Origin of the sequence: Paraburkholderia sp. MM5482-R2 (genome assembly GCF_050436125.1) — a bacterium.
In the GTDB taxonomy this organism is placed as follows: Bacteria; Pseudomonadota; Gammaproteobacteria; order Burkholderiales; family Burkholderiaceae; genus Paraburkholderia; species Paraburkholderia tuberum.
This window is the reverse complement of sequence record NZ_JBNDLP010000001.1, coordinates 376,445-399,011: the sequence shown is the minus strand read 5'-3', so window position 1 is coordinate 399,011 and position 22,567 is coordinate 376,445. Positions and strand designations below refer to the sequence as shown.

The 22,567-nt window shown below is 62.1% G+C and carries 21 protein-coding genes and 3 pseudogenes; 14 read left to right on the top strand and 10 right to left on the bottom strand.

From position 1 onward, the window contains the following. Positions 1-97 precede the first annotated feature (97 nt). Entirely contained in the window at positions 98-1,426 is a 1,329-nt protein-coding gene (locus tag OKW37_RS01840) for an AraC family transcriptional regulator (protein ID WP_429401650.1), read from the bottom strand. Here OKW37_RS01840 and OKW37_RS01835 point away from each other — a divergent pair. The 8 genes from OKW37_RS01835 to lhgO all read left to right on the top strand — a co-directional run bounded on the left by OKW37_RS01835 (position 1,425) and on the right by lhgO (position 10,710). Beyond that, positions 1,425-2,447 (top strand): XdhC family protein, encoded by a 1,023-nt coding sequence (locus OKW37_RS01835; RefSeq protein ID WP_090812285.1) that lies wholly within the window; start codon positions 1,425-1,427, stop codon positions 2,445-2,447. The genes OKW37_RS01840 and OKW37_RS01835 overlap by 2 nt on opposite strands. A 52-nt stretch (positions 2,448-2,499) precedes the next feature. Next, complete coding sequence (locus OKW37_RS01830; RefSeq protein WP_090812286.1) at positions 2,500-3,378, top strand: FAD binding domain-containing protein; 879 nt, start codon at positions 2,500-2,502, stop codon at positions 3,376-3,378. Further along, entirely contained in the window at positions 3,375-3,839 is a 465-nt protein-coding gene (locus tag OKW37_RS01825) for a (2Fe-2S)-binding protein (protein ID WP_244145123.1), read from the top strand. The genes OKW37_RS01830 and OKW37_RS01825 overlap by 4 nt, the downstream gene beginning before the upstream one ends. A 12-nt stretch (positions 3,840-3,851) precedes the next feature. Beyond that, on the top strand, positions 3,852-6,215 hold the full coding sequence (locus OKW37_RS01820; protein WP_090812288.1) for a xanthine dehydrogenase family protein molybdopterin-binding subunit: 2,364 nt from the start codon (positions 3,852-3,854) through the stop codon (positions 6,213-6,215). 59 nt (positions 6,216-6,274) lie between these two features. Then, entirely contained in the window at positions 6,275-7,183 is a 909-nt protein-coding gene (locus OKW37_RS01815) for an AAA family ATPase (RefSeq protein ID WP_429401749.1), read from the top strand. A 143-nt stretch (positions 7,184-7,326) separates the two neighbouring features. Then, positions 7,327-8,388 (top strand): vWA domain-containing protein, encoded by a 1,062-nt coding sequence (locus OKW37_RS01810; RefSeq protein ID WP_429401647.1) that lies wholly within the window; start codon positions 7,327-7,329, stop codon positions 8,386-8,388. A 155-nt stretch (positions 8,389-8,543) separates the two neighbouring features. Next, a complete protein-coding gene (gene glaH, locus OKW37_RS01805; protein ID WP_429401645.1) occupies positions 8,544-9,494 on the top strand; it encodes a glutarate dioxygenase GlaH in 951 nt (316 codons plus the stop codon). A gap of 13 nt (positions 9,495-9,507) precedes the next feature. Further along, positions 9,508-10,710, top strand: a complete 1,203-nt coding sequence (lhgO, locus tag OKW37_RS01800; RefSeq protein WP_090812291.1) for an L-2-hydroxyglutarate oxidase — start codon at positions 9,508-9,510, stop codon at positions 10,708-10,710. A 68-nt stretch (positions 10,711-10,778) separates the two neighbouring features. Here lhgO and OKW37_RS01795 read toward each other — a convergent pair whose 3' ends face one another. Beyond that, the gene (locus tag OKW37_RS01795; protein WP_090812292.1) at positions 10,779-11,684 is read right to left on the bottom strand and encodes a LysR substrate-binding domain-containing protein; all 906 of its coding nucleotides are present in this window, start codon (positions 11,682-11,684) and stop codon (positions 10,779-10,781) included. 394 nt (positions 11,685-12,078) lie between these two features. Here OKW37_RS01795 and OKW37_RS01790 point away from each other — a divergent pair. Both OKW37_RS01790 and OKW37_RS01785 read left to right on the top strand, forming a co-directional pair. Further along, a pseudogene (locus OKW37_RS01790) lies at positions 12,079-12,225 on the top strand (IS6 family transposase); the annotation flags it as partial. 124 nt (positions 12,226-12,349) lie between these two features. Continuing rightward, positions 12,350-13,177 (top strand): annotated as a pseudogene (locus tag OKW37_RS01785) (IS110 family transposase); the annotation flags it as partial. 647 nt (positions 13,178-13,824) lie between these two features. On the opposite strand, the gene OKW37_RS01780 reads toward OKW37_RS01785, so the two are convergent. Next, positions 13,825-14,163: an HNH endonuclease gene (locus tag OKW37_RS01780; RefSeq protein WP_429401642.1), complete on the bottom strand. Its 339-nt coding sequence runs from the start codon at positions 14,161-14,163 to the stop codon at positions 13,825-13,827. Between the two features lie 132 nt (positions 14,164-14,295). Between OKW37_RS01780 and OKW37_RS01775 the strand changes: the two are divergent. Together OKW37_RS01775 and OKW37_RS01770 are read left to right on the top strand one after the other, a co-directional pair. Then, positions 14,296-14,418 (top strand): annotated as a pseudogene (locus OKW37_RS01775) (IS1096 element passenger TnpR family protein); the annotation flags it as partial. Positions 14,419-14,487: 69 nt separating this feature from the next. Beyond that, the gene (locus OKW37_RS01770; protein ID WP_187638982.1) at positions 14,488-14,916 is read left to right on the top strand and encodes an antitoxin Xre/MbcA/ParS toxin-binding domain-containing protein; all 429 of its coding nucleotides are present in this window, start codon (positions 14,488-14,490) and stop codon (positions 14,914-14,916) included. 604 nt (positions 14,917-15,520) lie between these two features. On the opposite strand, the gene OKW37_RS01765 is transcribed toward OKW37_RS01770, so the two are convergent. Together OKW37_RS01765 and OKW37_RS01760 are read right to left on the bottom strand one after the other, a co-directional pair. Continuing rightward, complete coding sequence (locus OKW37_RS01765) at positions 15,521-16,723, bottom strand: IS91 family transposase (RefSeq protein WP_429334558.1); 1,203 nt, start codon at positions 16,721-16,723, stop codon at positions 15,521-15,523. Positions 16,724-16,728: 5 nt separating this feature from the next. Beyond that, positions 16,729-17,709, bottom strand: coding sequence for a tyrosine-type recombinase/integrase (locus tag OKW37_RS01760; protein WP_429400968.1), 981 nt, complete (start codon positions 17,707-17,709; stop codon positions 16,729-16,731). 146 nt (positions 17,710-17,855) lie between these two features. Here OKW37_RS01760 and OKW37_RS01755 point away from each other — a divergent pair, with 146 nt between their 5' ends. Both OKW37_RS01755 and OKW37_RS01750 read left to right on the top strand, forming a co-directional pair. Next, on the top strand, positions 17,856-18,827 hold the full coding sequence (locus OKW37_RS01755) for a DNA-binding protein (RefSeq protein ID WP_429401640.1): 972 nt from the start codon (positions 17,856-17,858) through the stop codon (positions 18,825-18,827). 8 nt (positions 18,828-18,835) lie between these two features. Beyond that, on the top strand, positions 18,836-20,311 hold the full coding sequence (locus tag OKW37_RS01750) for a tyrosine-type recombinase/integrase (protein ID WP_429401747.1): 1,476 nt from the start codon (positions 18,836-18,838) through the stop codon (positions 20,309-20,311). Between the two features lie 49 nt (positions 20,312-20,360). Here the strand turns inward: OKW37_RS01750 and OKW37_RS01745 are convergent, their stop codons facing one another. The 5 genes from OKW37_RS01745 to OKW37_RS01725 form a co-directional block, all read right to left on the bottom strand. Then, a complete protein-coding gene (locus tag OKW37_RS01745; RefSeq protein ID WP_167368853.1) occupies positions 20,361-20,519 on the bottom strand; it encodes a hypothetical protein in 159 nt (52 codons plus the stop codon). A gap of 128 nt (positions 20,520-20,647) precedes the next feature. Then, complete coding sequence (locus tag OKW37_RS01740) at positions 20,648-20,845, bottom strand: hypothetical protein (RefSeq protein WP_090812388.1); 198 nt, start codon at positions 20,843-20,845, stop codon at positions 20,648-20,650. A 74-nt stretch (positions 20,846-20,919) separates the two neighbouring features. Continuing rightward, complete coding sequence (phaP, locus tag OKW37_RS01735) at positions 20,920-21,270, bottom strand: TIGR01841 family phasin (RefSeq protein WP_429401637.1); 351 nt, start codon at positions 21,268-21,270, stop codon at positions 20,920-20,922. Between the two features lie 383 nt (positions 21,271-21,653). After that, positions 21,654-22,007, bottom strand: a complete 354-nt coding sequence (locus OKW37_RS01730) for a 2'-5' RNA ligase family protein (protein WP_429401745.1) — start codon at positions 22,005-22,007, stop codon at positions 21,654-21,656. 162 nt (positions 22,008-22,169) lie between these two features. After that, positions 22,170-22,388, bottom strand: a complete 219-nt coding sequence (locus OKW37_RS01725; RefSeq protein ID WP_090812629.1) for a hypothetical protein — start codon at positions 22,386-22,388, stop codon at positions 22,170-22,172. Positions 22,389-22,567 lie beyond the last annotated feature (179 nt).

Sequence of the window (22,567 nt, the reverse complement as noted above, 5' to 3'; positions counted from 1 at the left end):
TGGAGCCGCCGGCTAAGAGGGGCGATGGTCGCCCGGCGGCAGAGGAAAGGGAGGGATCGAACCGGTTAAGGCCGTCGTCGCGGTTCAGTCTTGCCGTTCACTGATAGTCGGTGGGGGAATGGCCGCAGTCCTGCCGAAAAATCCGGCTGAAGTAGGCCGGATCGGAGAACCCCACGATCAGCGCAATCTGCGTGATGCCGAGCCTGCTTTGTTTCCGGTTGGCGAGAAGCCGCTTGGCTTCGGCGAGCCGCCGATTGCGAATGACGGTCGTGATCGTTTGCCCGCTATCGCCGAATATCTTCTGCAGATATCGCTCCGATACGCCGACCGCGCGCGCAACGTCGGCCGGCTGCAAGGTCGAATCGGAGAAACGCTGTTCAATAATTCTCGTCGCGCGAAGCCGGTGACCGCTGCGCACGGAAGTCTCGTTGCTGGTTGACGTGTCACCCGTGATAGCCAGGATCAGCAGGTCGAGCAGTTGCTGCTCGACTCGCGCATGGATCTCGACCGGTAACACCGCGACATGCCTGAAGTAGGACGCGGCGAAATCGAGAAAGAGTGCCGCGCAAGGCTCGGCCGCGGAGGCCACGAGCGCTACGCGGTCATCCACGCTGGGCAATCTCGACCTCAGCGACCGGCACGGGATGCGCAGCGTTCGTAGGCAAAGGTGCGCCGGGTTCGCGAAGCGGTAAGGCTCCGCTCCGCTCACGAGCGTGAAGTTTCCCGGAGCAACCAGCGCGTCGCGTCCGCGTTGCTGGATGAGCACGGGGCTCAACTCGGGCATTTCGATGACGTAAAACTCCTCGGCCTCCGCACGGGCATAGGACTGATGGCGCTCCGTCACCATCGGATCGCTGTGCAAGGTACAGACGCGGAGTTCGCCGACATCGATGTTCTCGATCGAACCGCCGCGAAAATCCGCACCGATCTTCACGTCCATCGGAAAGTAGCTGCTCTGAACCATATCGGCCCACTCGTGGGCCTTGGGTCCGCGTTGCGCGGACGCCGGTACTTCAAAATTGAAGGTCTGCCGTGAAGCTGGCGCAACTGGCGCGGGCTTGGTGGTCTCAGTCCTCATGATCGCGAACCTCGAACGATGAATGGGCACTGCAGGCTTGCGGATCAGGAACAGATGAAACAGATCATCTTTCGCGGCGCCAAAAAGCAGCTTGACTGACTCTACAACGCCGAAAACCCTTGAGCAATAAGGGTTTGAGCGGTCGGGGAATGAAGTGTTTACCGAAACACGGGGTGCTGTGCTGCTTCCAGCAGCCGCACAATGCGCGAATCGAAAGCTTCGCATGTATCTGGCAGCGGCATTTTTCGACTCGTAACCTGAATCCGGAACTGCCCCTTGGCACTGGCGAGGGAGCGGTGGTGACCCATCCGGTCGGTGCAACGCGTCGACGATCTGATCTTCAACCATGGATAGCGTAGATCTCGAAGTCCTGAAGCGCAGCGCCTTGTGGCTGAAGCAAGGGTGGCCAGTGCTGCTCGTCACCGTGTTGAGGACCTGGGGCTCGTCGCCGAGGCCGGAGGGAGCGATGCTCGCGATCCGTGCAGACGGTGCGCTGGCAGGCTCGGTCTCGGGCGGATGTATCGAGGATGATTTGATCCACAAGGTGCAGGCCGCGGAAATTCAGCCAGCGCTTCCGGTCGTGTGCCGCTACGGCGTGAGCGCGGACGACGCACATCGATTCGGTTTGCCGTGCGGCGGCACCATCGAGCTCGTGCTCGAACCGTTGAGTGTGCGAAGCGGCATCGAGCTTGTGCTTGGCGCACTGGAAACCGGCAGGACGATCAAGCGCACACTCGACATGCAAAGCGGCGTCGCCACGCTCGAGACCGCGGGGCCGATCGACTGCGTGTCGTTCGACGGCCGCGCGTTCGTCAACGTGCATGGCCCGCGCTATCGAATGCTCGTGATCGGCGCTGGCCAGTTGTCGCGCTATTTGACCGAGGTCGCATTGGGGCTCGACTACCAGATAACGGTTTGCGATCCCCGCGACGAGTACTCGAGCGAGTGGACGATTCCGTCCGCGCGTGTGGTTCGCACGATGCCGGACGACGCGGTGATTGACATGAAGCTCGACACGCGAAGCGCGGTGATCACGCTGACGCACGATCCCAAGCTCGATGACCTGGCGCTGATGGAGGCATTGAAAACGCCGGCGTTCTACGTCGGTGCGATCGGCTCGCGGCGCAATAACGCTGCGCGCTGCGCACGTCTCGCCGAGTTCGATCTGACTGGCGAGCAAATAGCACGGTTGCGCGGGCCGGCCGGCATTTATATCGGCAGCAAAACGCCACCGGAGATTGCGATATCGATCCTCGCGGAGGTGACTGCTGCAAAGAACGGCGTGCAGTTACCGCCTATCGCAGGCGTCGCGACCGCTAAGCGATATCTCGAACACGTGTGCGATGTCGGTGCCGGTCAGCCGTCGTAGACCAGGCGCTCGTCTCTCTCGCAACACATAGCCCATTAAAGGACACCGCCGCATGCTTTCGAAGCGCGCCCCTCATCTGTACGTGGCCAAAACGGTCGAAGAGGCAGTCACGGCTTTGCACGACTATGGTCACGATGGCGAGCCCATCGCCGGCGCAACATGGATCATGCGCGCGCCTGTCAGGCGCGCGCCGCTGAAGAAGGCCTACGTGTCGCTCGCGGCGATCGGGGAGATGAACGCCATCGATGTCACCGAGCGCGAAATCAGCATTGGCGCCAGCGTGACCCATCAGGCGTTGGCAGCGATGCTCGGCAGCGTTCCGTCGTTGAAAGTATTGACCGATGCGGCAGCGAAATCGGCGAATCCTGCCGTTCGTGGTGTCGCGACGATAGGAGGCAACTTATGCTCGGCCGGCTTCCCCGCGGCCGATCTCGTGCCCGCGTTGATGAGCCTCGCGGCCGAGGTCGAACTGGCGACCGTGAACGGATCGTCGAGAACTTCCGTTGAAGCGTTCCTGCAGGCGAGGGCGTCGCTCGAGCCGGGTGCCATCGTGCGCCGCATATCGATACCGCGGCGGGCCCACTACTCGGCGCATGCGAGGCTTCCTTTGCGCAAGGCGGGCGACTATCCGGTCGCTATCGTCAGCGCGGCGCTCGAAGTCGCTCCGGATGGCCGCGTGAGCCACGCGACTGTCGCCGTCGGCTCGGTCGAAGAGCGGTCCCGCCAATGGCCCGAGCTGGAGAATGCGCTCGTGGGAGGTCCGTTGGACGCGGATCGCGCGAAGCTTATCGGCGCGCAGCATCTGCGCGTCTTCAAAGGTCGCGATGGTGTCGAGGCGCCGGGTTGGTACCGTACCCAGGTCCTTCCGGCGCTCCTCCATCGCGCGGTCGCCGACATCCAGGCGCAACTCGAGAAACAACAGGGGAGGTGAAATTGTCGATCTGCCTGAAAGTCAACGGCGAGGAATGCGCGGTACGCGGCGGCCCCCTGACGCCGCTCATCGATGTATTGCGCGACGAGCTCTTTCTGACCGGCGTCAAGCCCGTCTGTCGCGAAGGCTTTTGCGGCGCCTGCACGGTGCTCGTCGACGGGAAGCCGGCCGTCTCGTGCCTGACGCCGATCGGCACTCTCGCGGACCACGAAGTCGTCACCGTCGAATCGCTGGCGAAAGACGGGGACTTGTCCGCGATGCAAGCGGCGCTCGAAGCGCATGATGCCGTGCAGTGCGGAATGTGCTTTCCCGGCATGGTCATGACGTTGACCGCCTTTCTGGCGCGCGTTCCCGGCGCCACGCGCAAGGAAATCAAGGCCGCGTTGTCCGGAAACCTGTGCCGGTGCACGGGCTACGAGCGCATCGTCGAAGCGGCCGTATCGCTCGCCACCGTCAAATAAGGATCACCCGACATGTCCGACCCAACCACCGCGGTGCTGAACTTCCCGAGACGGGATGCGCGAGACAAGTTGCAGGGCCGTACGCGCTATACGATCGATCAGGTGCATCCGGGAATGCTGCATGGATTCGTGTTGCGCTCGACGGTGACGTCCGCGCGCATCGTCAGCCTCGACGTGACACAGGCGCGCCAGCTGCCTGGCGTGCGAGCGATCGTTACCGGCGACGATGCGCCGTTTCGGCACGGCATTGGCATTGCCGATGAGCAGTTGTTCGCCACCGACCAGATCCGCTTCGTCGGTGAGCCGATTGCGGCGATAGCGGCGGACACGCTCGAACAGGCGCGCGCCGCCGCCGACGCCATCCTCGTCGAATGGGAGGCGCTGCCTGCGGTGCTGACGATGGAAGCGGCGTTGGCGGACGACGCGCCGCTCGTCCATCCGGACTGGAAGGGCTACGAAGTCCTGTTCGACGGTGGCGCACGCGGCGGCAACGTTGCGTGGGAAGCGACCGTGGTTCGCGGGGATACAGACGCGGCATTCGCGCGTCCCGATGTGCGGATCGTCGATACGACGTTTCGCGTTGGCCGCCAGAACCATCTGTCATTCGAACCGCGCGCCGTCGTAGCCCGCTACGAGGACGGGCGCTTCCACATTGAAACGTCCACCCAGGTGCCGTGGACGATTCGCAATACGACGGCGCGCGTGCTAGGCGTTCCGCCGAGTCAGGTTCGCGTCACCGTGCCGCCTGTCGGCGGCGCATTCGGACTCAAGTTCGACTGCGCGCTCGAGCCGTTTGCCGCGTTGCTCGCGCGCGCAACGGGGCGACCCGTGCGCATCGTGAATTCGCGTCAGGAGGAGATGCAGATCTGCCTGTGCCGCGAGAATGCGGACATCCGGATCCGGTCTGCCGTGACCCGCGACGGCGAGATCGTCGGGCGCGAAGCGGTCGTGCTGATGGATTGCGGCGCCTATGGCGGCGAACAGATTTTTCTGACGACGATGACCGCCCATACGCTCGGCGGAAACTATCGGCTCGGCTCGGTGCGCATTTCGACGCGCGCGGTCTATACGAATACGCCGCCCAACGGCGCGTTCCGGGCCTGTAACGGCGTGTACAACACGTTCGCGCTCGAGCGGCATACCGATGAGATCTGCGCCGCGATCGACATGGATCCGTTCGAATTTCGCCGGCGCAACGTGCTCGGCGATGGAGATCTCGGTTCGACGGGGCAAGTTTTCCAAGGCAATGTCCTGGGTCCCATGCTCGACAAGATGGCGACCGCCGTCAACGAGCGGGGCTCGAAAAAACACTTGGCTGAGGGGCGCCTCTACGGGCGCGCGACCGTGGTCGGCACCTGGTTCATCTTCGTCGGTCCGTCGGCTGCCACGGTCAATCTCAATGCCGACGGCAGTGCGACGCTCGTGACGTCGGGTGTCGAGCTTGGATCGGGATCGATGATGCAGTCGCTTCCGCAGATCGTCGCGCATTCGCTTGGCATCAAGCCAGAGAACGTCGTCGTTCGCGCAGCGGACACCGATTCGGCCGGATACGACGTAGGGGTGGGCGGCGGGCGAACGACAGTGTCGCTCGGCGCGGCGAGCCTCGCGGCGAGCGTGGAGGTGCGAAAAAAACTGCTCGATGTGGCGTCCGAAATGCTCGAAGTGGCGGTCGACGACCTGATTCTGCGCGACGATCGCGTCGAGATCGTCGGCGCGAAGGGTTCAGGCATCGCGATCTCGAAAGTCGTGGAGCGGGCGCACAAGACCGTCGGTCCGCTCGCAGGCAGCGGCGCTTTCACGCGGCCGGGCGTCGCGGCGATGCCCGGTTGCGCCGCGGGTCATTTCATCGATGCAATCGACATCCCCGTGTTCGCCGTCCACGATTGTGAGATTGCAGTGGATCCGGATACCGCGCAGGTCGAGGTGCTTTCGTACACCGTCGTCCAGGACGTCGGCCGTGCGCTCAACCCGCGTGCGGTGTCCGGCCAGATCCAGGGTGGCGTCGTGCAAGGGCTCGGCTATGCGCTTCACGAAGAGATCAGCATCGACCACGAAGGGCGCGTTCGCCAGACGGGGCTCGACACGTTCCGGGTTCCGCTTGCGCAAGACGTCGTCCCGGTGGACATCCACCTCCACGAAGGCGCACCGTCGATAGGGCCGCTGGGTGTGAAAGGCGCCGGCGAAGTGCCGATCCTCAATGTGGCGGCGGTCGTCGCATGCGCGGTGTCGAACGCGATCGGAAAGAGCGTCTACGAATTGCCCCTGACGCCGCCGCGCGTGCTCGAGCTGATGCTCGGCGACGGCTTGCCGCTGATCTTCCCGCATATACGCGAGGCTTGGGCCGACAACGTGCTCGAGAAAGCGCAGTGCGCGTAACGAATTCCGAAGGGGCGGCAAGCGACAGGTATGAGCGCGCTGACGAAAGCCGCGATGCGATGAGCGCGAGGTTTCCGACGATCGACAGCGTGGTCGATAACCTGCGCGAGGTCGGCTACTACGCCAACCGCCGCCTCGCCACGGCGGTGTTTCTGGCACTGAAGCTGAATCGTCCGCTGCTGCTCGAAGGAGAGCCCGGCGTAGGCAAGACGGAACTGGCCAAAGCGCTCGCGAAGATGCTGCAGCGCAGCCTGACTCGTCTCCAATGCTATGACGGGCTCGAGCAGCGCGAAGCCGTGTATGAATGGAACTACGCGGCACAGCTGCTGCACATTCGTGCGGCGGAAGCGGCAGGCAAGGGTGGCGGCAGCGAAGCGACGCTCTACGACAGCCGCTACCTGCTGCGGCGACCGCTGCTGCAGGCGCTGCAGGCCCCAACGCCAGGGACGGTATTACTCATCGACGAAGTGGATCGTGCCGACGAGCCGTTCGAAGCTTTTCTGCTCGAGTATCTCGGCGAATATCAAGTGACGATCCCCGAACTCGGCACGATCAAGGCGGAGGTGCCGCCGATCACGATCCTTACCGGAAACCGAACACGTGAACTGAGCGATGCGGTCAAGCGCCGCTGTCTTTATCAATGGCTCGATTTTCCGGACGCGCAGCGTGAGCTGTCGATCATTCTCCAACTGGTGCCTGAGACAAGCGAGGTTCTCGGGGAGCGGATCGCCTCGTTCGCCCGGCATTTGCGTGAAGCACGGGGCACGGCGGATTTCCATCGCGTGCCGGGCGTCGCGGAGACGGTGGAGTGGGCTCGCGCGCTGAATGCGCTGGGCATTGTCGAACTTGATCCGGACATCGTCGTCGATACGGCCGGCGTGCTCTTCAAAGATCCTGACGACATCAACGGGTTGACTCGCCAGCGCGTCGAAGGCTTCCTTCAAGCAAGCGGCGCCTTCGCCCGATGAGCGAAGCATGCGTTCCTGAACGTCACGCGTCCTCTGGCACGCGACTCTTACAGCACGTCGTTGCGTTTGCACGCGCCTTGCGCACCGCTGGCGTATGCACGGATGCATCGAAGATAGCGCTTGGCGTCAAGGCGATTTCGCTCGTGGGAATCGCAGCACGCGAAGACGCCGGCGCGGCGCTCGAATCAGTGTTGATCAGCCGGGAAGCTGACCGGCTCGTTTTTCGAGCGCTCTTTGCCGTGTGGTTTAGCGCCGGCGATTCGCGTGATCTGCTCTATGGGAAAGAAGCTTCATGTGAAACCATAGGCGCGGAGGCGCCGCAGGAACTTCGACGGATCCGCGATTCGGCACCGGAATGGTCCAGACTGCGAACAGAACCCGGCGTCGAGTACCACATCAGATTCGACGGCCCGATGGCGGCCAGCGACAAGGAGCGGCTGAGGCATTCGGATTTCGGTACGCTCGACGCGAGTGAGTATCGCGAGGTCCAGCGGTTGGCGCGCGACATTACTCTCGCGCGTCCCGCCGAACGGGCAAGGCGCTACCGAACGACGCTTGGCCACAGGGGGGGCTACCGGATCGATTGGCCGCAAGCAGTGCGAGAAGGCGTGCGTACCGGCGGCGAGTTGATTCGCCTCCCACGATCGAAGCGCCGAAGGCAAGTGCTTCCGTTGCTTGCCATGGTGGACGTGTCGGGTTCCATGGAGCGGTATGCAAGGGTATTGCTTGCCTTCCTGCACGCGGCCGTCACGCGTGAGTCGCGAACTGATGTGTTCGTATTCGGCACGCACCTTACGGATTTGACGCCGTATTTCCAGCGCGGCGATGTCGACGCGATGCTACTGCTTGCGAACGCGGCGATCGACGACTTCGCGGGAGGGACGCGAATCGGCGGCTCGCTTGGGGAATTGCGCCGACGTTATCCGCATCGGTTCGTAGGCGGACGGACTGTTGTAGTGCTCATCACCGATGGGCTAGAAACCGGAAGTCCCGAGGTGCTGCACAACGAATTGCAATTGCTCAAACGCCGCGCGCGGTGCGTGCTATGGCTCAATCCCATGATGCGCTTTGAAGGCTACGCTCCGGCCGCCCGCGGGGCGAGCGCGTTGCACCAGTACGCGGACGCGATGCTTGCAGCTTATAACCTCAGCGCGCTCGAGCAGGTGGCTGGGCATCTCGCGCAACTGTTGGCGTCGTCACGATAACGTCGCTTCGCCGTCGCTGACAGACGCGTAGCTCGCACTGCGCAACGACGCAGGACAATTCAGATTTTCTGAATTTAATCGCGGCCAACCGACATTGAGGGGCGTCAAGGTGATCCCTAGAATGTCATCACCCTATCAAGCAAGAGGTGCAGGCCATGCAAGCCGTTGAAGCGACACAAGTTTCATCATTCCCTAGCACTAAGCAAATAGCGAGTCCGCTGTACACCGTCGGGCAGAATCCGAATCATGCCCGCATTCGGCATATCGAGATCGACACGCGCGTTCTCGAGCGGTTCTTCGAAGAAGTGAAGGATGTAAACAGCCAGAACCTCGAATACGTTCCCTATATGCGCTTCATCCTGGCGGGGAAACTCGAGCAGATGCTCGGCACGGGCTTTCGGGAAACGGTGCGCGGCATTCTTCGAGACCGGAATTCGGGTGGCCTGACGGTTGGCGTGCAGGGTGTGACGGACTGCGCCGAAGACTATGTAAAGTTCGGGACCGCGATAGCTCATCTCGTCGGGCCGGCAAACCACGATGCGATGTCCGGCACCTACTATGCGCGCTTCCTGGTGAAAGACACGGACAACAGCGACTCATATCTGCGCCAGGCGTATCGTCTCTTTACACTGCATACCGATGGCACGTTCGTGGATGAGCCGACAGATTGGCTGCTGATGATGAAGTTCAGCGAGCGCAACGCCATCGGCGGTGAGTCGCGCCTGCTTCACCTTGACGACTGGGCGCAGCTCGAGGAGTTCTCGACGCATCCGCTGGCATCGTACAAATTCACCTACAAGTCGCCTCCGAGCAAGAATTTGGCGCAGGAGGTCGAGCGTCGGACGTTCTTCAAAGTCGATGGCAAGCCCGCCATCTGCTTTATCGATCAGTTCGCCCAGCCGGAGTCGATCGAGCATGCTCGCTACCTGCATAGGCTGTCGGACTCGATGGAGGCGTCGAAGGGCACGGCTGCCATCCCGCTGCCGACCGGCGACCTCGTGATGTTGAACAACCTATTCTGGCTTCACGGTCGCGCGCCTTTTGAAAAGAACCCGGACCTTCATCGCGAGCTCATGCGCATCCGCGGCGAGTTCGCAACACTGTGAGGTCGAAGAAGCGATGAAGCGGACATATGATTTCGCCATTATCGGCGGTGGCATTGTCGGGCTCGCGACCGCGATGGCGCTGACAAAGCGCTTCCCCGGCAAGGGGATAGTCGTTCTCGAGAAGGAGGCCTCGCTGGCATCTCACCAGACGGCGCATAACAGCGGTGTCATCCACTCGGGCATCTACTACAAACCTGGCAGCTTCAAGGCCCGGTTCGCGCGAGCCGGAAGTGAGTCGATGGTCCGCTTTTGTGAAGAGCACGCAATCGAGCACGAAATCTGCGGCAAGGTCATCGTCGCAACGAAGGAAGACGAACTTCCGTTGCTTGAGAATCTGTACAAGCGGGGCCTCGACAATGGTTTAAGGATCGACAAGATCGGTCCCGCCGAACTCTCTGAGATCGAACCCCACGTCCGCGGCCTACAGGCCATCAAGGTACCGGCCGCAGGCATCGTGAATTACAAGCAGATTTGCGAAGCGTATGGCGCTGTCATCAACGCGGCAGGCGGCGATATCAGGGTGGGCGAGCGCGTGCTGAGCATCCGCAAAAGGGCGTCCCACGTCGAGGTGGGCACTGGGACAGGCACTGTCGAGGCGAAGTTCGTCATCAACTGTGCCGGTCTTCACTCGGACCGTGTCGCGAGGATGGACAAGATCGCGGACGACCTCAAGATCGTACCGTTCCGAGGCGAATATTACGAGCTTCGTCCGGATCGCCGTCATCTTGTCAAACACCTGATCTATCCGGTCCCGAATCCGAACTTCCCGTTTCTTGGCGTGCACTACACGCGCATGATCGGCGGGCATGTGGAGGCCGGTCCCAATGCCGTGCTTGCCTTCAAGCGCGAAGGGTACAGGAAGCGGGACATCGACCTTCGCGATCTGGCCGAAGTGCTCGCATTTCCGGGCTTCTGGAAGCTGTCTTCGAAGTATTGGCGCGAGGGTCTCGATGAGATGATACGGTCCGTCAGCAAGGCGGCGTTTGTTCGCAGCCTTCAGGCGCTCATCCCCGAGATTACGGAAGCCGATTTGGTTCCTGCGCCCGCGGGCGTCCGTGCGCAAGCATTGAGGTCGGACGGTAGCCTCGTCGACGATTTTCATCTTCTGAAGAGTGAGAGGGCGATCCACGTATGCAATGCGCCGTCGCCCGCGGCCACGGCGTCGATCGAGATTGGCAGGCACATCGCCGGGACGATCTCGGCCACTGACCTATGACAGAGCAACGCGAAAAAACGCTCGAAGTCGGTTAATGCCTTCTCCACGAAGCGTCTCGGAATCATGTGTCAATGCGCGTTCGAGTGTTGAGCCGCGATTTCGAGCGCAATCGCGCGGAGGCTTGAAACGAAGGGTGAACTGTCGTTCCGCCTGAGGACGAGGAAGAGTTCGGAGTCGTCGCGGACGTTGTTCAGCTTCCTGAAGACGAGACCGGGAAGCTGTATGTTACTGATGCTTTCCGGAACGACTGCCACGCCATGGGCGGACGCCACATGAACGAGCGCGGTCAGGAAGTCTTTCGTGTGGAATTCTATGTTGGGCGTGAAGCCGGCGTCACGGCCGATAGCCAGGAGATGGCGGGCAAATCCCACATCCTTTTCGAACTGCGGAGCAGTGAATACCTCGTTGGCGAGCTCGGAGGCGTCAATCGTATCTTTGATCGCGAGACGATGTTTTTCAGGCAAGGCTACCACGAGCTTCTCTTTGAGCAGAAGTATCCGATCGACTTCATCATGCGGCCCGCTCGTCGTTCGTACCACGCATGCATCCAGTTCTCGCTGCTGAAGCCACTGAATCTGCGCAGGGCTCTCCAACGAGTGCAGCCTGATATGTACTTGCGGATAACGTTCTCCGTGAAGAGACAGGAGGCGTTGTACTACACCGGCGCACGCGGCTGAGACGACATACCCGATCTCAAGCGCGCCAATCTGGCCTCGTCCCGCCATCATGGCCACACGCTTTGCGTTCTCCGCGGCAGCCAGCGTGTGCCTTGCCTCTTCGAGAAAAAGCACCCCGGCGGCGCATAGTGAAACCGACCGCTTGGTCCGGACCAGAAGCTTTACGCCAAGTTCTTTCTCGAGAGACTGGATTTGCATGCTCAACGCGGACGGAGCGATGTCAAGCATATCGGCGGCATTGCCGAAATGCAGCTGTTCCGCCAGCGTGACAAAGTAACGTAGCTGCCTTAGGTCCATTGCCTTAATGTTGCGTCTGTATCGTTACGACTTAGCGGAGATTCAAGCCGGTCGTCGAGCGTGAGTCGACCGCCAAGTCCTTGGCTCCGCGCAGGCTGTAAATGCGACGTCGATTTCAAGAGTACTCAATGATACGGACCTTCTGCCATCGCGCAAGGTGGCACCCCTTACGTCACGATGCGATGTCCGCAGGCACTGCACCTGGCGCAGCACATTCTCTCGATCCCAACGAAACGTTTCGATCAAGCGGCTCCGGTCAGGCGCATCGCATGAGCCACATCTGGCAATAGCGGAGCAGCAGGTAGTTGGTCCAGCAATGCGGTGATGCGTCGGCGGAGGTTTTGTCGCATTAACGCGGTCAAGTAAAATCCGTCGACCGCAACGCATGAGAAGCATGATGGCAAAGACGAAGGCGCCGCGCAAGACGCTGCCCGCTGGCATTGGCAAGGTACTGAAACGGTTGCACTACCCGCTGGACATGATCCTGCTGTGCGTGCGGTGGTACGTGGCGTACTCACTGAGCCTACGTAACCTCGAGGAATGAAATGAACGCGTCCCACTTCGTGACCGAGTGAGCAAATCAAGGTGGATCCTCACTGGCCAACGGCATCGATGTACCCACGTGGAAAACAGGAAGTTTCCCAAGGCAACCGGAGGATCCAGTCGTGAATCGTACAGCAGTCGGCGTGGACATCGCGAAAAACGTGTTCCAGGTGCATTACATCGATCAGGAAACCGGCGAGATCGTGAACAAGCCGATCAAGCGGGCAAAGTTCCTTGAACATTTCGCGAACCGTGCGCCGTGCCTGATCGGGATAGAAGCGTGTGGTGGTGCGCACCACTGGGCCCGGCAACTGACGAAGATGGGCCACGAGGTGAAGCTGATGCCGGGGGAGTTTGTGAAAGCATTCAATGTCCGCAACAAGAGCGATGCGGCGGACGCCCGGGCGATCTGGCTGGCAGTACAGCAGCCAGGCAAGCCGGTAGCGGTAAAAACTGAGATGCAGCAGGCGATGCTTGGGCTGCACCGGATGAGGCAGCAACTGCTCAAGTTCCGAACGATGCAGACCAATAGCCTGCGAGAACTGCTGACGGAATACGGCGAGGTGATGAGCAAGGGGCGAAGCAAGCTGGACAAGGAGATACCAGTGGTGCTCGAACGGCTCGCTGAGCGTCTGCCTGCTGTGATCATTGACAGGTTTCGCGAGCAGTGGAACGGACTGGCGAAGCTGGACGAACAGGTAGCGCAGATTGAGCGCCGCATGCGCGAGTGGAAGAAGGAAGACAAATCGGTAAAGGCAATTGGCGATATTCCCGGCGTCGGACTGCTGACGGCAACGGCGGCAGTCGCGATGATGGGCGATCCGAAAGCGTTCAGTTCGGCGCGGGAGTTTGCCGCGTGGGTTGGGATCGTACCGAGGCAGACGGGTTCGGGCGGCAAGGTGAATCTGCACGGGATCAGCAAGAGGGGTGACACGTATCAGCGCACGCTGACTGGTCGCTGGAGGAGCGTGAGCAGGCGTCAACTCCGTTACCATCGCCTGGTATGTGAATCCGAAATCAGTAGCTCAAACCCGCCAGTTCTCTCCGGAGCCTGGCGGGTTTCTCTTTGCCTGCGGGGCGCGGGCTACATACAGCGGTGGAGTCGCTCAGCCGTTCCACGACTCGACGTTCAGGACGATCCGTGCGACCGGGTTGGCCTCTGCGGACTGTGGAGCGAACTTGATCTGGGCGAACGTGACGACGCCGAGAGCGACGACCAAAAGCGCTCCGGACGCGGCGATGCGGGGAAGGTATTTCACAGAGACCTCATTTTGATGGCTAACCAGGAACCGGCGAAGCTGACAGGCGTGTCGAATCACCTTCAGCGGCATGTCTGTCCGCAACCGGGCAACGCCGGACACGGTCGTCAGATCGCATTTGCCGATTGGACGGGGCTTGTGCAGTGCACTATAAATGGTTTATTCGCGTGCGCAGTGCGACACCCTGTCGCCAGCGGATTCTTAATTGCTTGAGCGTTTCGTGTATGAAAGATTTCTGTAGGCCGTAACGTGCCGTCATGCTATGTGGGCGATTCTCGCAGGCACGGACGATGTCGAGGTGGCCGCCTCGACAGGCTCCCCGCTGGAGCCCGCTAGACCTAGGCTACATTGCGCAGCTTGGAGCTGCGCTCTGCTTGCTTCTCGAGGAAGCGCTTGTAGTGCGCCTCCAGGTAGACCGCCTGTTCTGCATTGGGCGTCTTGCGCAGACGGGTATGGTCACCCACCGGACGGGCACGTTCCGCCTCGTCGATCGCATCAGAGAAGAGCAGATTGCCGGTCTTGGGGTGGACTGACATAAGGTAGCCGTCGAAGACCTTGTCCAAAGTGCCCGCGAGCAGCAAGCCATTGCTCGGGTCCAGCTTCTCTACATCGGTGCTGTCCTTCCATGGCTTGGCATGACTCGCGACCAGCGCTCTCAAGGTGTAAGCGCCGGTCACTGCACACTGGCCCTCCCAGGAGACCGCGCCGAAGCTGGGGCTGAAGTCGGATCCCAGCGAACATGGCCGATGCGGAGCTTATAGTGGGTCGATGGACTCCGACCTTCCGATCCGGCTTCCGTTCTCCAGTCGCGAGTCAGTCTGCGCGGCGTCAGCCCGCCGGTCTGGCGGGGACTCCTGGTTCCCGAGCAGATCACGATTGCGCAGCTGCATCAGGTGATGCAGCTCGCCATGGGCTGGAACGACGAACATTGAAGATGGGTTTGCGGCCGGTATCAATTGCGCTATGATTAGGTATCAACTGATACTTTAATCGGGAGTCGCATGTCACTGATTACGCCTGAAGCAGTGGCCGCGGTCATGGAACTGCGGCAGGTCCCGCACACGCTCGCGGAACTCGAGGCACTTGTCCGCGACGGCCTGCCCAAGTCCGCGCTGCGAGCGGGCGTCGAACATGCGACGCAGGGTACCGACGCCCGGCGTGCGCTACTTGCCCGCATCATCCCCGAAGCGACCTATAAGCGGCGTCGCGATCGGCTGACGCCAGACGAATCGGAAAAGACTGAGCGGCTGGCCAGGATCGTCGCGACGACGGCCTACGTCTGGAACGACGAAGAGGACGCGCGGGAATTCCTGTCGACGCCGCACCCGGAGCTCGAAGGGAGGGCGCCGCTCGATGTTGCGCTGACCGAGCTCGGCGCGCGCCGGGTCGAAGAGCTGCTCTGGAAACTGTTTTATGGGTTGCCGGCGTGAAGGTGTGGGACGAACGCCTCTTTGTGATGCCGTCGGTCGGACATTCCTAGATTGGTATCCCGGTGACTTCCGTGCAGATTACGACGGTAGCGTGATCCAGGCGCGACAAGGGTTTCTGGACTGCCCCTGTATTAATATTTAATAAAATCAAATAGTTGCTGTCTGGTCTTTGTGTGTCACATGAAGACCGGGCGGACGGCGCTCGCCCAGCGGACCTGGGCTCTGACAGGGTCATTGGCTATTGTTTTGCCACGATAAGGCAGAGGATTTTTAGCGAAGCGCAGACGGCGCACGAGGCGCGCGTTGGCACAACGTGCGGGCCGTCTGTGCTTCGCTAAAAATTCTTTGAGCTAAACCGCTCCGCAGACGGTTGGGCTATGGGCATTGAATCGACGCGCGCTTGCGATGTTCACGACGACAGTATTCGCAGCGTCCGGGATGAACGGTTGGCGGTCCGGGTTGAGCAAGGAATGTCCGCGCAACGCAGACGATGAACAATCGACGCGGGGTGCGTGCGTGGACGGTCGGCGCCGTCTGGCCAAGCGTGTCCAACGGTGCCTGCGGGACGCGCTGGAACCGGTGTTGCAGGAGAAGGGGTCGAGATTCATCGGGAATTCGCCGGTGGTGCTCGCGGCGGCGCACAGGGTAACAGCCGGTCGATGCACAGCATGCGCCCGCGCGAGCACACCGGACAGTCGCGGAGCGAGCGGCCTGTGAGTTTCGCGTAGCGGTCGCGATAGTCAGGTTCGGGAACGCTGCAGGCCATGGCGGTGGGTTCGACGTTGAGCAGATGACGGCATACGGTCAGCCGGGGCTCACGCAGGCGATTGCTGAGCAACCCGTAGTGGCGGATGCGTTGTAGCCCACGCGGCAACACATGCAGCAGGAAGCGCCGGATGAATTCGTGGGCGTCCAGGTGCATCACGCGCGGCCGGCCCGGATGACGATAGTCCTTCCAGCGGAACGTGACGTGGTCGGCGCTCAGGCCGACGAGGCGGTTGTTGGAGATCGCGACGCGGTGTGTGTAGCGGCCGAGGTAGTCGAGGACCTGCTGCGGGCCGCCGAACGGCTCCTTTGCATAGACCACCCACTCGGTGTGCCGCGAACCGGCCAGGTAGCGGGCAAATTCGCGTCGTTCGGCCAGGTGCGCCAGCGAGGAGAAGAACCGCAGTTCGCCCACGTCGAAGGCGTGCTGCAACCGTTCGAGGAACAGTCGCCGGAACAGACGCGAAAGCACCCGCACGGGCAGGAAGAAACCAGGCTTGCAGGCTACCCAGCGGCTGCCGTCGGGTGCGAGGCCACCGCCCGGGACGACGCAGTGCAGGTGGGGATGATGCACAAGATTCTGCCCCCACGTGTGCAGGATCGCGATGAAGCCGATGGTCGCGCCGAGATGGCGTGGATCGGAAGCGATCGTCTGTAGCGTTTCGGCCGTGGCCTGAAACAGGATGTCGTAGACCACGCGCTTGTTCTGGAAGGCGACCGACGCGATCTCCTCGGGGATGGTGAAGACAACATGGAAGTACGGTACGGGCAGCAGGTCGGCCTGGCGGTCCTCGAGCCATTGCGCGCGGGCGAGCGACTGGCACTTCGGACAGTGCCGGTTACCGCAGGAGTTATAGGCGATGCGCTGATGTCCGCATGTGTCGCACTGTTCGACGTGGCCACCGAGCGCTGCGGTACGACACTGCTCGATCGCGCTCATGACGCGACGCTGCTCCCGGCTGAGCGAGTCGACATGGACTTCCCGATACGTTGGCCCGTGGCGACGCAGAACGTCCGCCAACTCCAGTGCGGCGCGCATGATCGCGCTCAGCTTACGGACGGCGGCGCGGAGCAGATCGATGTAGGAGATTGTAGAGGCAGTCGGTCGAACGGACTGGTCGTCGCGCAGACGGTGCTGGTTGCGACCTTCAGATAGCGCGACGTGGTGGCGAGGCTGCGATGGCCGAGCAGTAACTGGATGGTCCGCACATCGGTACCTGATTCGAGCAGGTGCGTCGCGAACGCGTGACGCAAGGAGTGCGGAGTGATGGATTTGCTGATGCCGGCACGGCGACGCGCTTGCTGGCACGCCAGGCGTATCGTTGCTGGATCGATGGGCTGGTCAGGAAACCGCCCGGGGAACAGCCAGTACTGTGGCCGGCCGATACGCCAGTAGCTGCGCAGGATCTCCAGCAGTCGCGGCGAAAGCATGACGTAGCGGTCGGTGTCGCCCTTGCCCTGTTCGACACGCAGTACCATGCGTTGGCTGTCGATGTCGCTGACCTTCAGGCGGGTTGCTTCCGAGATGCGCAGGCCAGCCGCGTACGCCACCATTAGCAGGCTGCGATGCTTGACGCTTCTGATCGATTCGAGAAACCGCGTCACCTCGTCGGGGCTAAGAATCACCGGAAGTCTGCGCGGTACCTTCGACATGGGGATCTCGTCGATCGGCCAGTCGCGTTTGAGCGTGATGGTGTACAGGAAGCGCAGCGCCGCCGTGGCCACCACCAGCGTGCTCCGGGAACGCTGCTGGAATTCAGCGAGGTGCACCTGGTAAGCGCGAATCTCCTCCGGGCCCAGCAGCGCAGGCGAACGTCCGAAGTATTGGGCGAAGCCGCGGACCTGCTGCAGGTAGGCGCGCTGGGTATTGGCCGCGAGGTTGCGCACGCGCATATCCTCGATCATGCGTCGACGTAATGCCGTCATGGCGGACTCCTTCGAAATGGACAGGGCAGAAACTGCACTGCCATCGTCGCATTCGAAGAAATGCTCGCCGTCAACGATGCCGAAGCCGACGCCGTTGGCCAACCACCTGCTACCGCGTCAGCGGTTTAGTTCAATGATCATTATCCTTGGTCGCGAAATTTTGCCTAGTCAGATATCGGTTTTCTAGCGTTAGCTATGTATGGAACAATGGACAGAAAATCAACCCTCTTTTCCGTCCGGAGCCTGCCATGCCCCGTCCAGTAGCCGCCACGCCCGACCAGATCCGCTCCACCGTGCTTGCGATGCTCGCCGAAGCCGGCGACGCCGCGCCTGCGACCGGTGCGCGCTTTCGCCAGCTGGTGTCGGTGCGCAGGCTCCGCGCGCGCCTGGGCGCGGGCGATCCGGCGACGCTGGCACGGGCCCTGAACGCGATCGAGGCCGAGGTTGTACGCACGGGGCTCACCGAAATTGCGATTCCGGGTATCCCCCCAGACGTCGCCGAACAGATGCGCGCGCTCTGGCAGGCGGCCGTCGCCGTACAGATCGACGACGTCGTTCGCCTGAAGGCCGATGCGCAGCAGGCCGTCGAAGCGGCCGACGCCGCGCGCACCGATGCCGAACTGCGGGTCGAGCTGCTGCGACAGGAAGTCGCCGAACTCCGTGCGGCCGTGGCAGCACGCGACACCGGGCTCGCCGACCTGCGCGCGCAGCATGCGCTGCTGCAGGAGCGTGCTGCCGCGCTTGAGGCTTCGGCACAGGAGCGACAGGTCCGGCTCGACGCTGCAATGGCGGAGTGTGCAGACCTCGATCGGACACACGCGGCAGCGCTTGCCGATGCGCAGCACCGCTACGAGGCGCTGTCGAAACAGCTGCTCCAGGAAACCGCGCATCAGCGCGAGGGCCTGAAGAAGGAGCATGCGCAGTCCGCCTCGCAACTGAAGTTCGCCGAGCGTCGCATTACCGCGCTCGAGGGCGAGCGCGACCGGCTGGAAGGCGAGCTTGCCCGGGAACGCGAGACCCGCCAGCAGGCAGTCGGCGAGGCGCTCGCACTGAAGGCCGTGAACGCGAACCAGTATGCGCAGCTTGATGAACTGATGCGCCTCGTGTCGGCACGCGACGCATCACGGCGTACGCCACCCGCGTCGCCGGGTCTGGCGGGCGCGAAGCGCACGAGGACCGCACCGAAAGGTGGTACAACGCCGCGTGCGAAGAAATCATGAACGCCCCGATGACCCCCTCGGACTGGATCGACGGCGGGACCATCCCGCCACGGCGGTTGCCGGCGGAGATCGGCGCGGCGCTCGTGTATGTTGCCGATGCGCTCGGCCACATCGTTTATACGCGCTGGACCCTCGCGACGATCCGGCGCCGGTATCCGTCGCTGGCCGACGCAAAGGCCGTCCATCCTGCCGTGATGCGCCTGCTGCCCGATCATCCGGCAGTGATCGAGTACTGGGACCGCGGCCGCGTGCGCACGGTGGTCGCTGACGATGCGCCAACGGAGGAGACGGTCCTGCGACGCGTGCTGCGCACGCATCGCAGGCGCTTCATGCCTGCTGCGGCAGCTGGCGTGGCGGTCACGACCGGTGAGCCGATACAGGAAGCCGCCGTACTGGCCATTGTGCCGCAGCCGCTGGTGGCGTGGCTCGCGCGTACCGGGCGCTTCGCGAACGTTGCGAGCGCAACGAACACCCTGGGTGTCGGCGACGACGCCCAGGCCGTGGCGCTGTTCCTGCGTGACCGTGCGGGTCGCTCGCCGCATACCCTGCGGGCGTACCGTGCCGAACTGCGGCGGCTTGTTGCGTGGTGCGAACTGCACCAGCGCGGACCACTGTCGGATCTCACGCGCCACGACCTGCTTGCATACCGGCAGATGCTGCGCAGGCCGGTGCTGGATGTAGAGGGGGACCCGCCGCGCCGGCATTCCGAGGCGCTGCAGTCGCGCGCACTCGCAGTCGTCGCCAGCCTCTTTCACTTCTGGAGTGAGACCGGTTACGTCACCGCGAACCCGGCCGCGGGTCTGGCGCGCGGGCGGCACTCGCGGACAAGCTTTGTGCCGCAACGCGTGCTGCCCTCAACACTGCTCGCCGCGTGCGATGCGTGGGTCGTCAAAGCGTCCGCAGGGGAAGACGCGCTGGTGGCCGCACGGCGCCGCGCGATCTGGACGCTGTACCGCCACGCCGGCGTGCGGCTCGCCGAACTCGTATGGTCCGACGAGGCGCAACTGCCAAAGCTGGAGGCCGACGACGCGGGCGACCGCTGGACATTGCACGTGCTTGGCAAGCGGCGCAAGCCGCGCGCAATACCGTTGCCCGCGGTCTGCGTGCCGATCCTCCAAACCTACCGGCAGCTGCGCGGCCTGCCGCCGCAACCCGTTCCTTTCGAGCATGCGGCGCTGATCCACGGGCTCAAGGGCGGTGCGCTCAGGGAATCGGGCCTGTACGACGAGGTGAAGTCGATCTTTGCGGCCGCCGCCGACGATCTCGAAAAGGTCGATCACGCCGGTGCTGCGCGTCTTCGGCAGGCCTCGCCCCACTGGCTGCGACACGGCTATGCGCGTGCGCTCGTCGTCGACCACAAGGTGCCGCTGCCAGCCGCGCAGGCGCTGCTTGGTCACGCGTCCATACAGACAACCGCTGCCTACGCAAAAACCGACATGACCCAGTTGCGCGCATTCGTGGACCAGACGTTTACTGGGCGTTAAACACGGTTTGGGGTGCGCTCCAGGTGCCGACTTTTTTGTACCGCGACACCTACCTGCGAGTGCGGACCCAGTGGCACCAGTCGTGATGATCCAGATTCCTGAGCAACTGCTCGCGACGATGTTCGCGTCGATAATGTCCAGCCACACCGATCGCGGCGATGACCAGCACCAGGGTACCGACCGCAATGCCAATCCATGACGTGCTCATTTTTGCCTCCTTCGTCACTCAGGCTTCGAGACATTGACTGGTCCGCTTGCCGGCAAAAACGGTTGCCGCCACAACGCTGGTCTGTGCGCCGCCTCATCCCGGGCCGGTCGAGCGTTGCTGCCAGCCGGTTAGCCAATGCGCGCAACGGCGTCCAGGACCGCCCTGCCGTTCGGCGTGATGCGCGGACACTGTCGGCCTGTCAAAAGTGGTTCCAGTGTCACCAGCCGCAGGTCAAGGAGGGTGCGAAGTTCCAGACGGTCCGGTTCGATCTGGTCGGGCGCATCCCTGACGACCATCAGCGTTGTAAATTCGTGCGGACTGAGCACGGATGCCTCCTGGGCGATCTCAGAGATACAGGGTGCGACGGCTCTGCCGCACGTTCATCTTTCCAGTCATAAACTCAGGACTTCGAAGCGTATCGGTTCGCCGCGTCGTACTGCGACTGTGCGGCCTGCATCCATTTCGACTGGGTCTCGCGCACGATGTCACAGAAGCGACCTGCGTACGACAGGATGTGCGCTGACGCAGGCCGCAACCCGCTTGCGTGTTGCACGAGCAGTTCCTCGGGCGTCTTGCAGGAGAGGACTTCCTGGTACAGTTTCGCGCTCTCAGCGCCCGCGCCTCTGGCTGTGGCCAGGTTCAATTCAACCAGTTTGCGATAGCCGTCGAACGTCTGCCCCGTCAGCGTGAACAGGGTAGCAATGTATGCCTTGTGCGACGTGATCAACTGCTCGGGCATAAGTGCGCTCATTCATTCTCTCCTTGTTTTTTCCGACGAGCGCCTGACCAATGTCAGGCGGAAGATCGGTGTTTTCTGGGTGCGGCCCACGACCTCGTACCTGACGGAGCAAAGAGTGTTTTGCTCATTTAGATAAAACATTCTAACTTTGTTAAATCGGCGTTCGGAATGCTTCTTTATAGGTGAATACCCTATCGCCGAACGTCGCTCCGAAACGATCGCGTCGCTGAAGTTTGAGGACGTTGCACAGGAAAGGCGGCGCACCGGACGCTATGCGTTCGAAAGGCTGAATACATGCATTTCCTTCCATCGGCCCGACGCGTTCCGAGCAGGGTCACCGGGTTGCATGCTGTCTGGATCAGTGCCGATGTGCGAAGCTATTGCTTCAATTCGATTTAGGCCGCGTGGACATCCGACGCGTCGCCGTCCGCTACGCTGAGGTGTGGAACGCTGTCCTCGTGTGTACCATCGTATGGGCTACACACGGGGAAGGCCCTGCCCAGGGCCGTTGTCAACGCAACGAATGATTCTGGGGGATCCGGTGAGAGAAAGAGGATCGACGGAAATTGGCGCAGCCCTATGAATTGTCCGACAGCCCCAACGAAAGGCTGAACGGCGCCAGCTCGCCCAACGAACGCGACTTGCGCGTGATGAATGACTGCGGGTGCAATGTCAGCGGCCGGTATGAATGGGAACAACACCGTGATATCCGCGGGGACGCGCAGCTTGCAGCTGGCACCAAAGCGCATGCGCAGCTCACCGACCAACGGCTCGGCCGCAGGAATCCTGGCAACCAACGCCGACCCGGACATAGGGGAACCCTCGCAACTGGCGAATCAGTGTTGCCATTCCCGCGCAACGCACGAACCCGACCGGGAAAACACACAAGGGTTACCGACGCGGCTGTGGAATTATCGATCTCTTTTCCTGATTTCCCGTCCGGCGTAAGCAGCCAGAAAAGCGCCAATGAGCATTGCTGCCATCGCAAGCGATTCATCGAGGCGACTGCCGGGTTGCATTGATTTCGCATAGATCCAGAGGCCGATTCCGATCAACATCAGGAACAGGCCCAGAATCAGCCCCCAAACCGGCCCTGCCGAACGGGACCGCAATCTGTGAGACATTTTCATTGTCGTACCCCGCGATACACTGGTTATTCCCTGCCTGTGCTTCATGACGCCCGCGACCCTGCACTCCCTTTTCAAGGTAGGCGGCTTCAACTCTGACTTCAAGCGGCGATCAGGCTCGCGCTTCTCCCTCGAGCCAGTCTGCCAAAACACCGGAAGTGCGAATCACGCACGCGAAGCAG

Coding starts and splice junctions, on each gene's coding strand:
- OKW37_RS01835 (WP_090812285.1), top strand. CDS start 1,425: ATGGATAGCGTAGATCTCGAAGTCCTGAAGCGCAGCGCCTTGTGGCTG.
- OKW37_RS01840 (WP_429401650.1), bottom strand. CDS start 1,426: ATGGTTGAAGATCAGATCGTCGACGCGTTGCACCGACCGGATGGGTCA.
- OKW37_RS01830 (WP_090812286.1), top strand. CDS start 2,500: ATGCTTTCGAAGCGCGCCCCTCATCTGTACGTGGCCAAAACGGTCGAA.
- OKW37_RS01820 (WP_090812288.1), top strand. CDS start 3,852: ATGTCCGACCCAACCACCGCGGTGCTGAACTTCCCGAGACGGGATGCG.
- OKW37_RS01815 (WP_429401749.1), top strand. CDS start 6,275: ATGAGCGCGAGGTTTCCGACGATCGACAGCGTGGTCGATAACCTGCGC.
- glaH (WP_429401645.1), top strand. CDS start 8,544: ATGCAAGCCGTTGAAGCGACACAAGTTTCATCATTCCCTAGCACTAAG.
- lhgO (WP_090812291.1), top strand. CDS start 9,508: ATGAAGCGGACATATGATTTCGCCATTATCGGCGGTGGCATTGTCGGG.
- OKW37_RS01795 (WP_090812292.1), bottom strand. CDS start 11,684: ATGGACCTAAGGCAGCTACGTTACTTTGTCACGCTGGCGGAACAGCTG.
- OKW37_RS01770 (WP_187638982.1), top strand. CDS start 14,488: ATGTCACTGATTACGCCTGAAGCAGTGGCCGCGGTCATGGAACTGCGG.
- OKW37_RS01755 (WP_429401640.1), top strand. CDS start 17,856: ATGCCCCGTCCAGTAGCCGCCACGCCCGACCAGATCCGCTCCACCGTG.
- OKW37_RS01750 (WP_429401747.1), top strand. CDS start 18,836: ATGACCCCCTCGGACTGGATCGACGGCGGGACCATCCCGCCACGGCGG.
- OKW37_RS01745 (WP_167368853.1), bottom strand. CDS start 20,519: ATGAGCACGTCATGGATTGGCATTGCGGTCGGTACCCTGGTGCTGGTC.
- phaP (WP_429401637.1), bottom strand. CDS start 21,270: ATGAGCGCACTTATGCCCGAGCAGTTGATCACGTCGCACAAGGCATAC.
- OKW37_RS01730 (WP_429401745.1), bottom strand. CDS start 22,007: ATGCGCTTTGGTGCCAGCTGCAAGCTGCGCGTCCCCGCGGATATCACG.
- OKW37_RS01725 (WP_090812629.1), bottom strand. CDS start 22,388: ATGAAAATGTCTCACAGATTGCGGTCCCGTTCGGCAGGGCCGGTTTGG.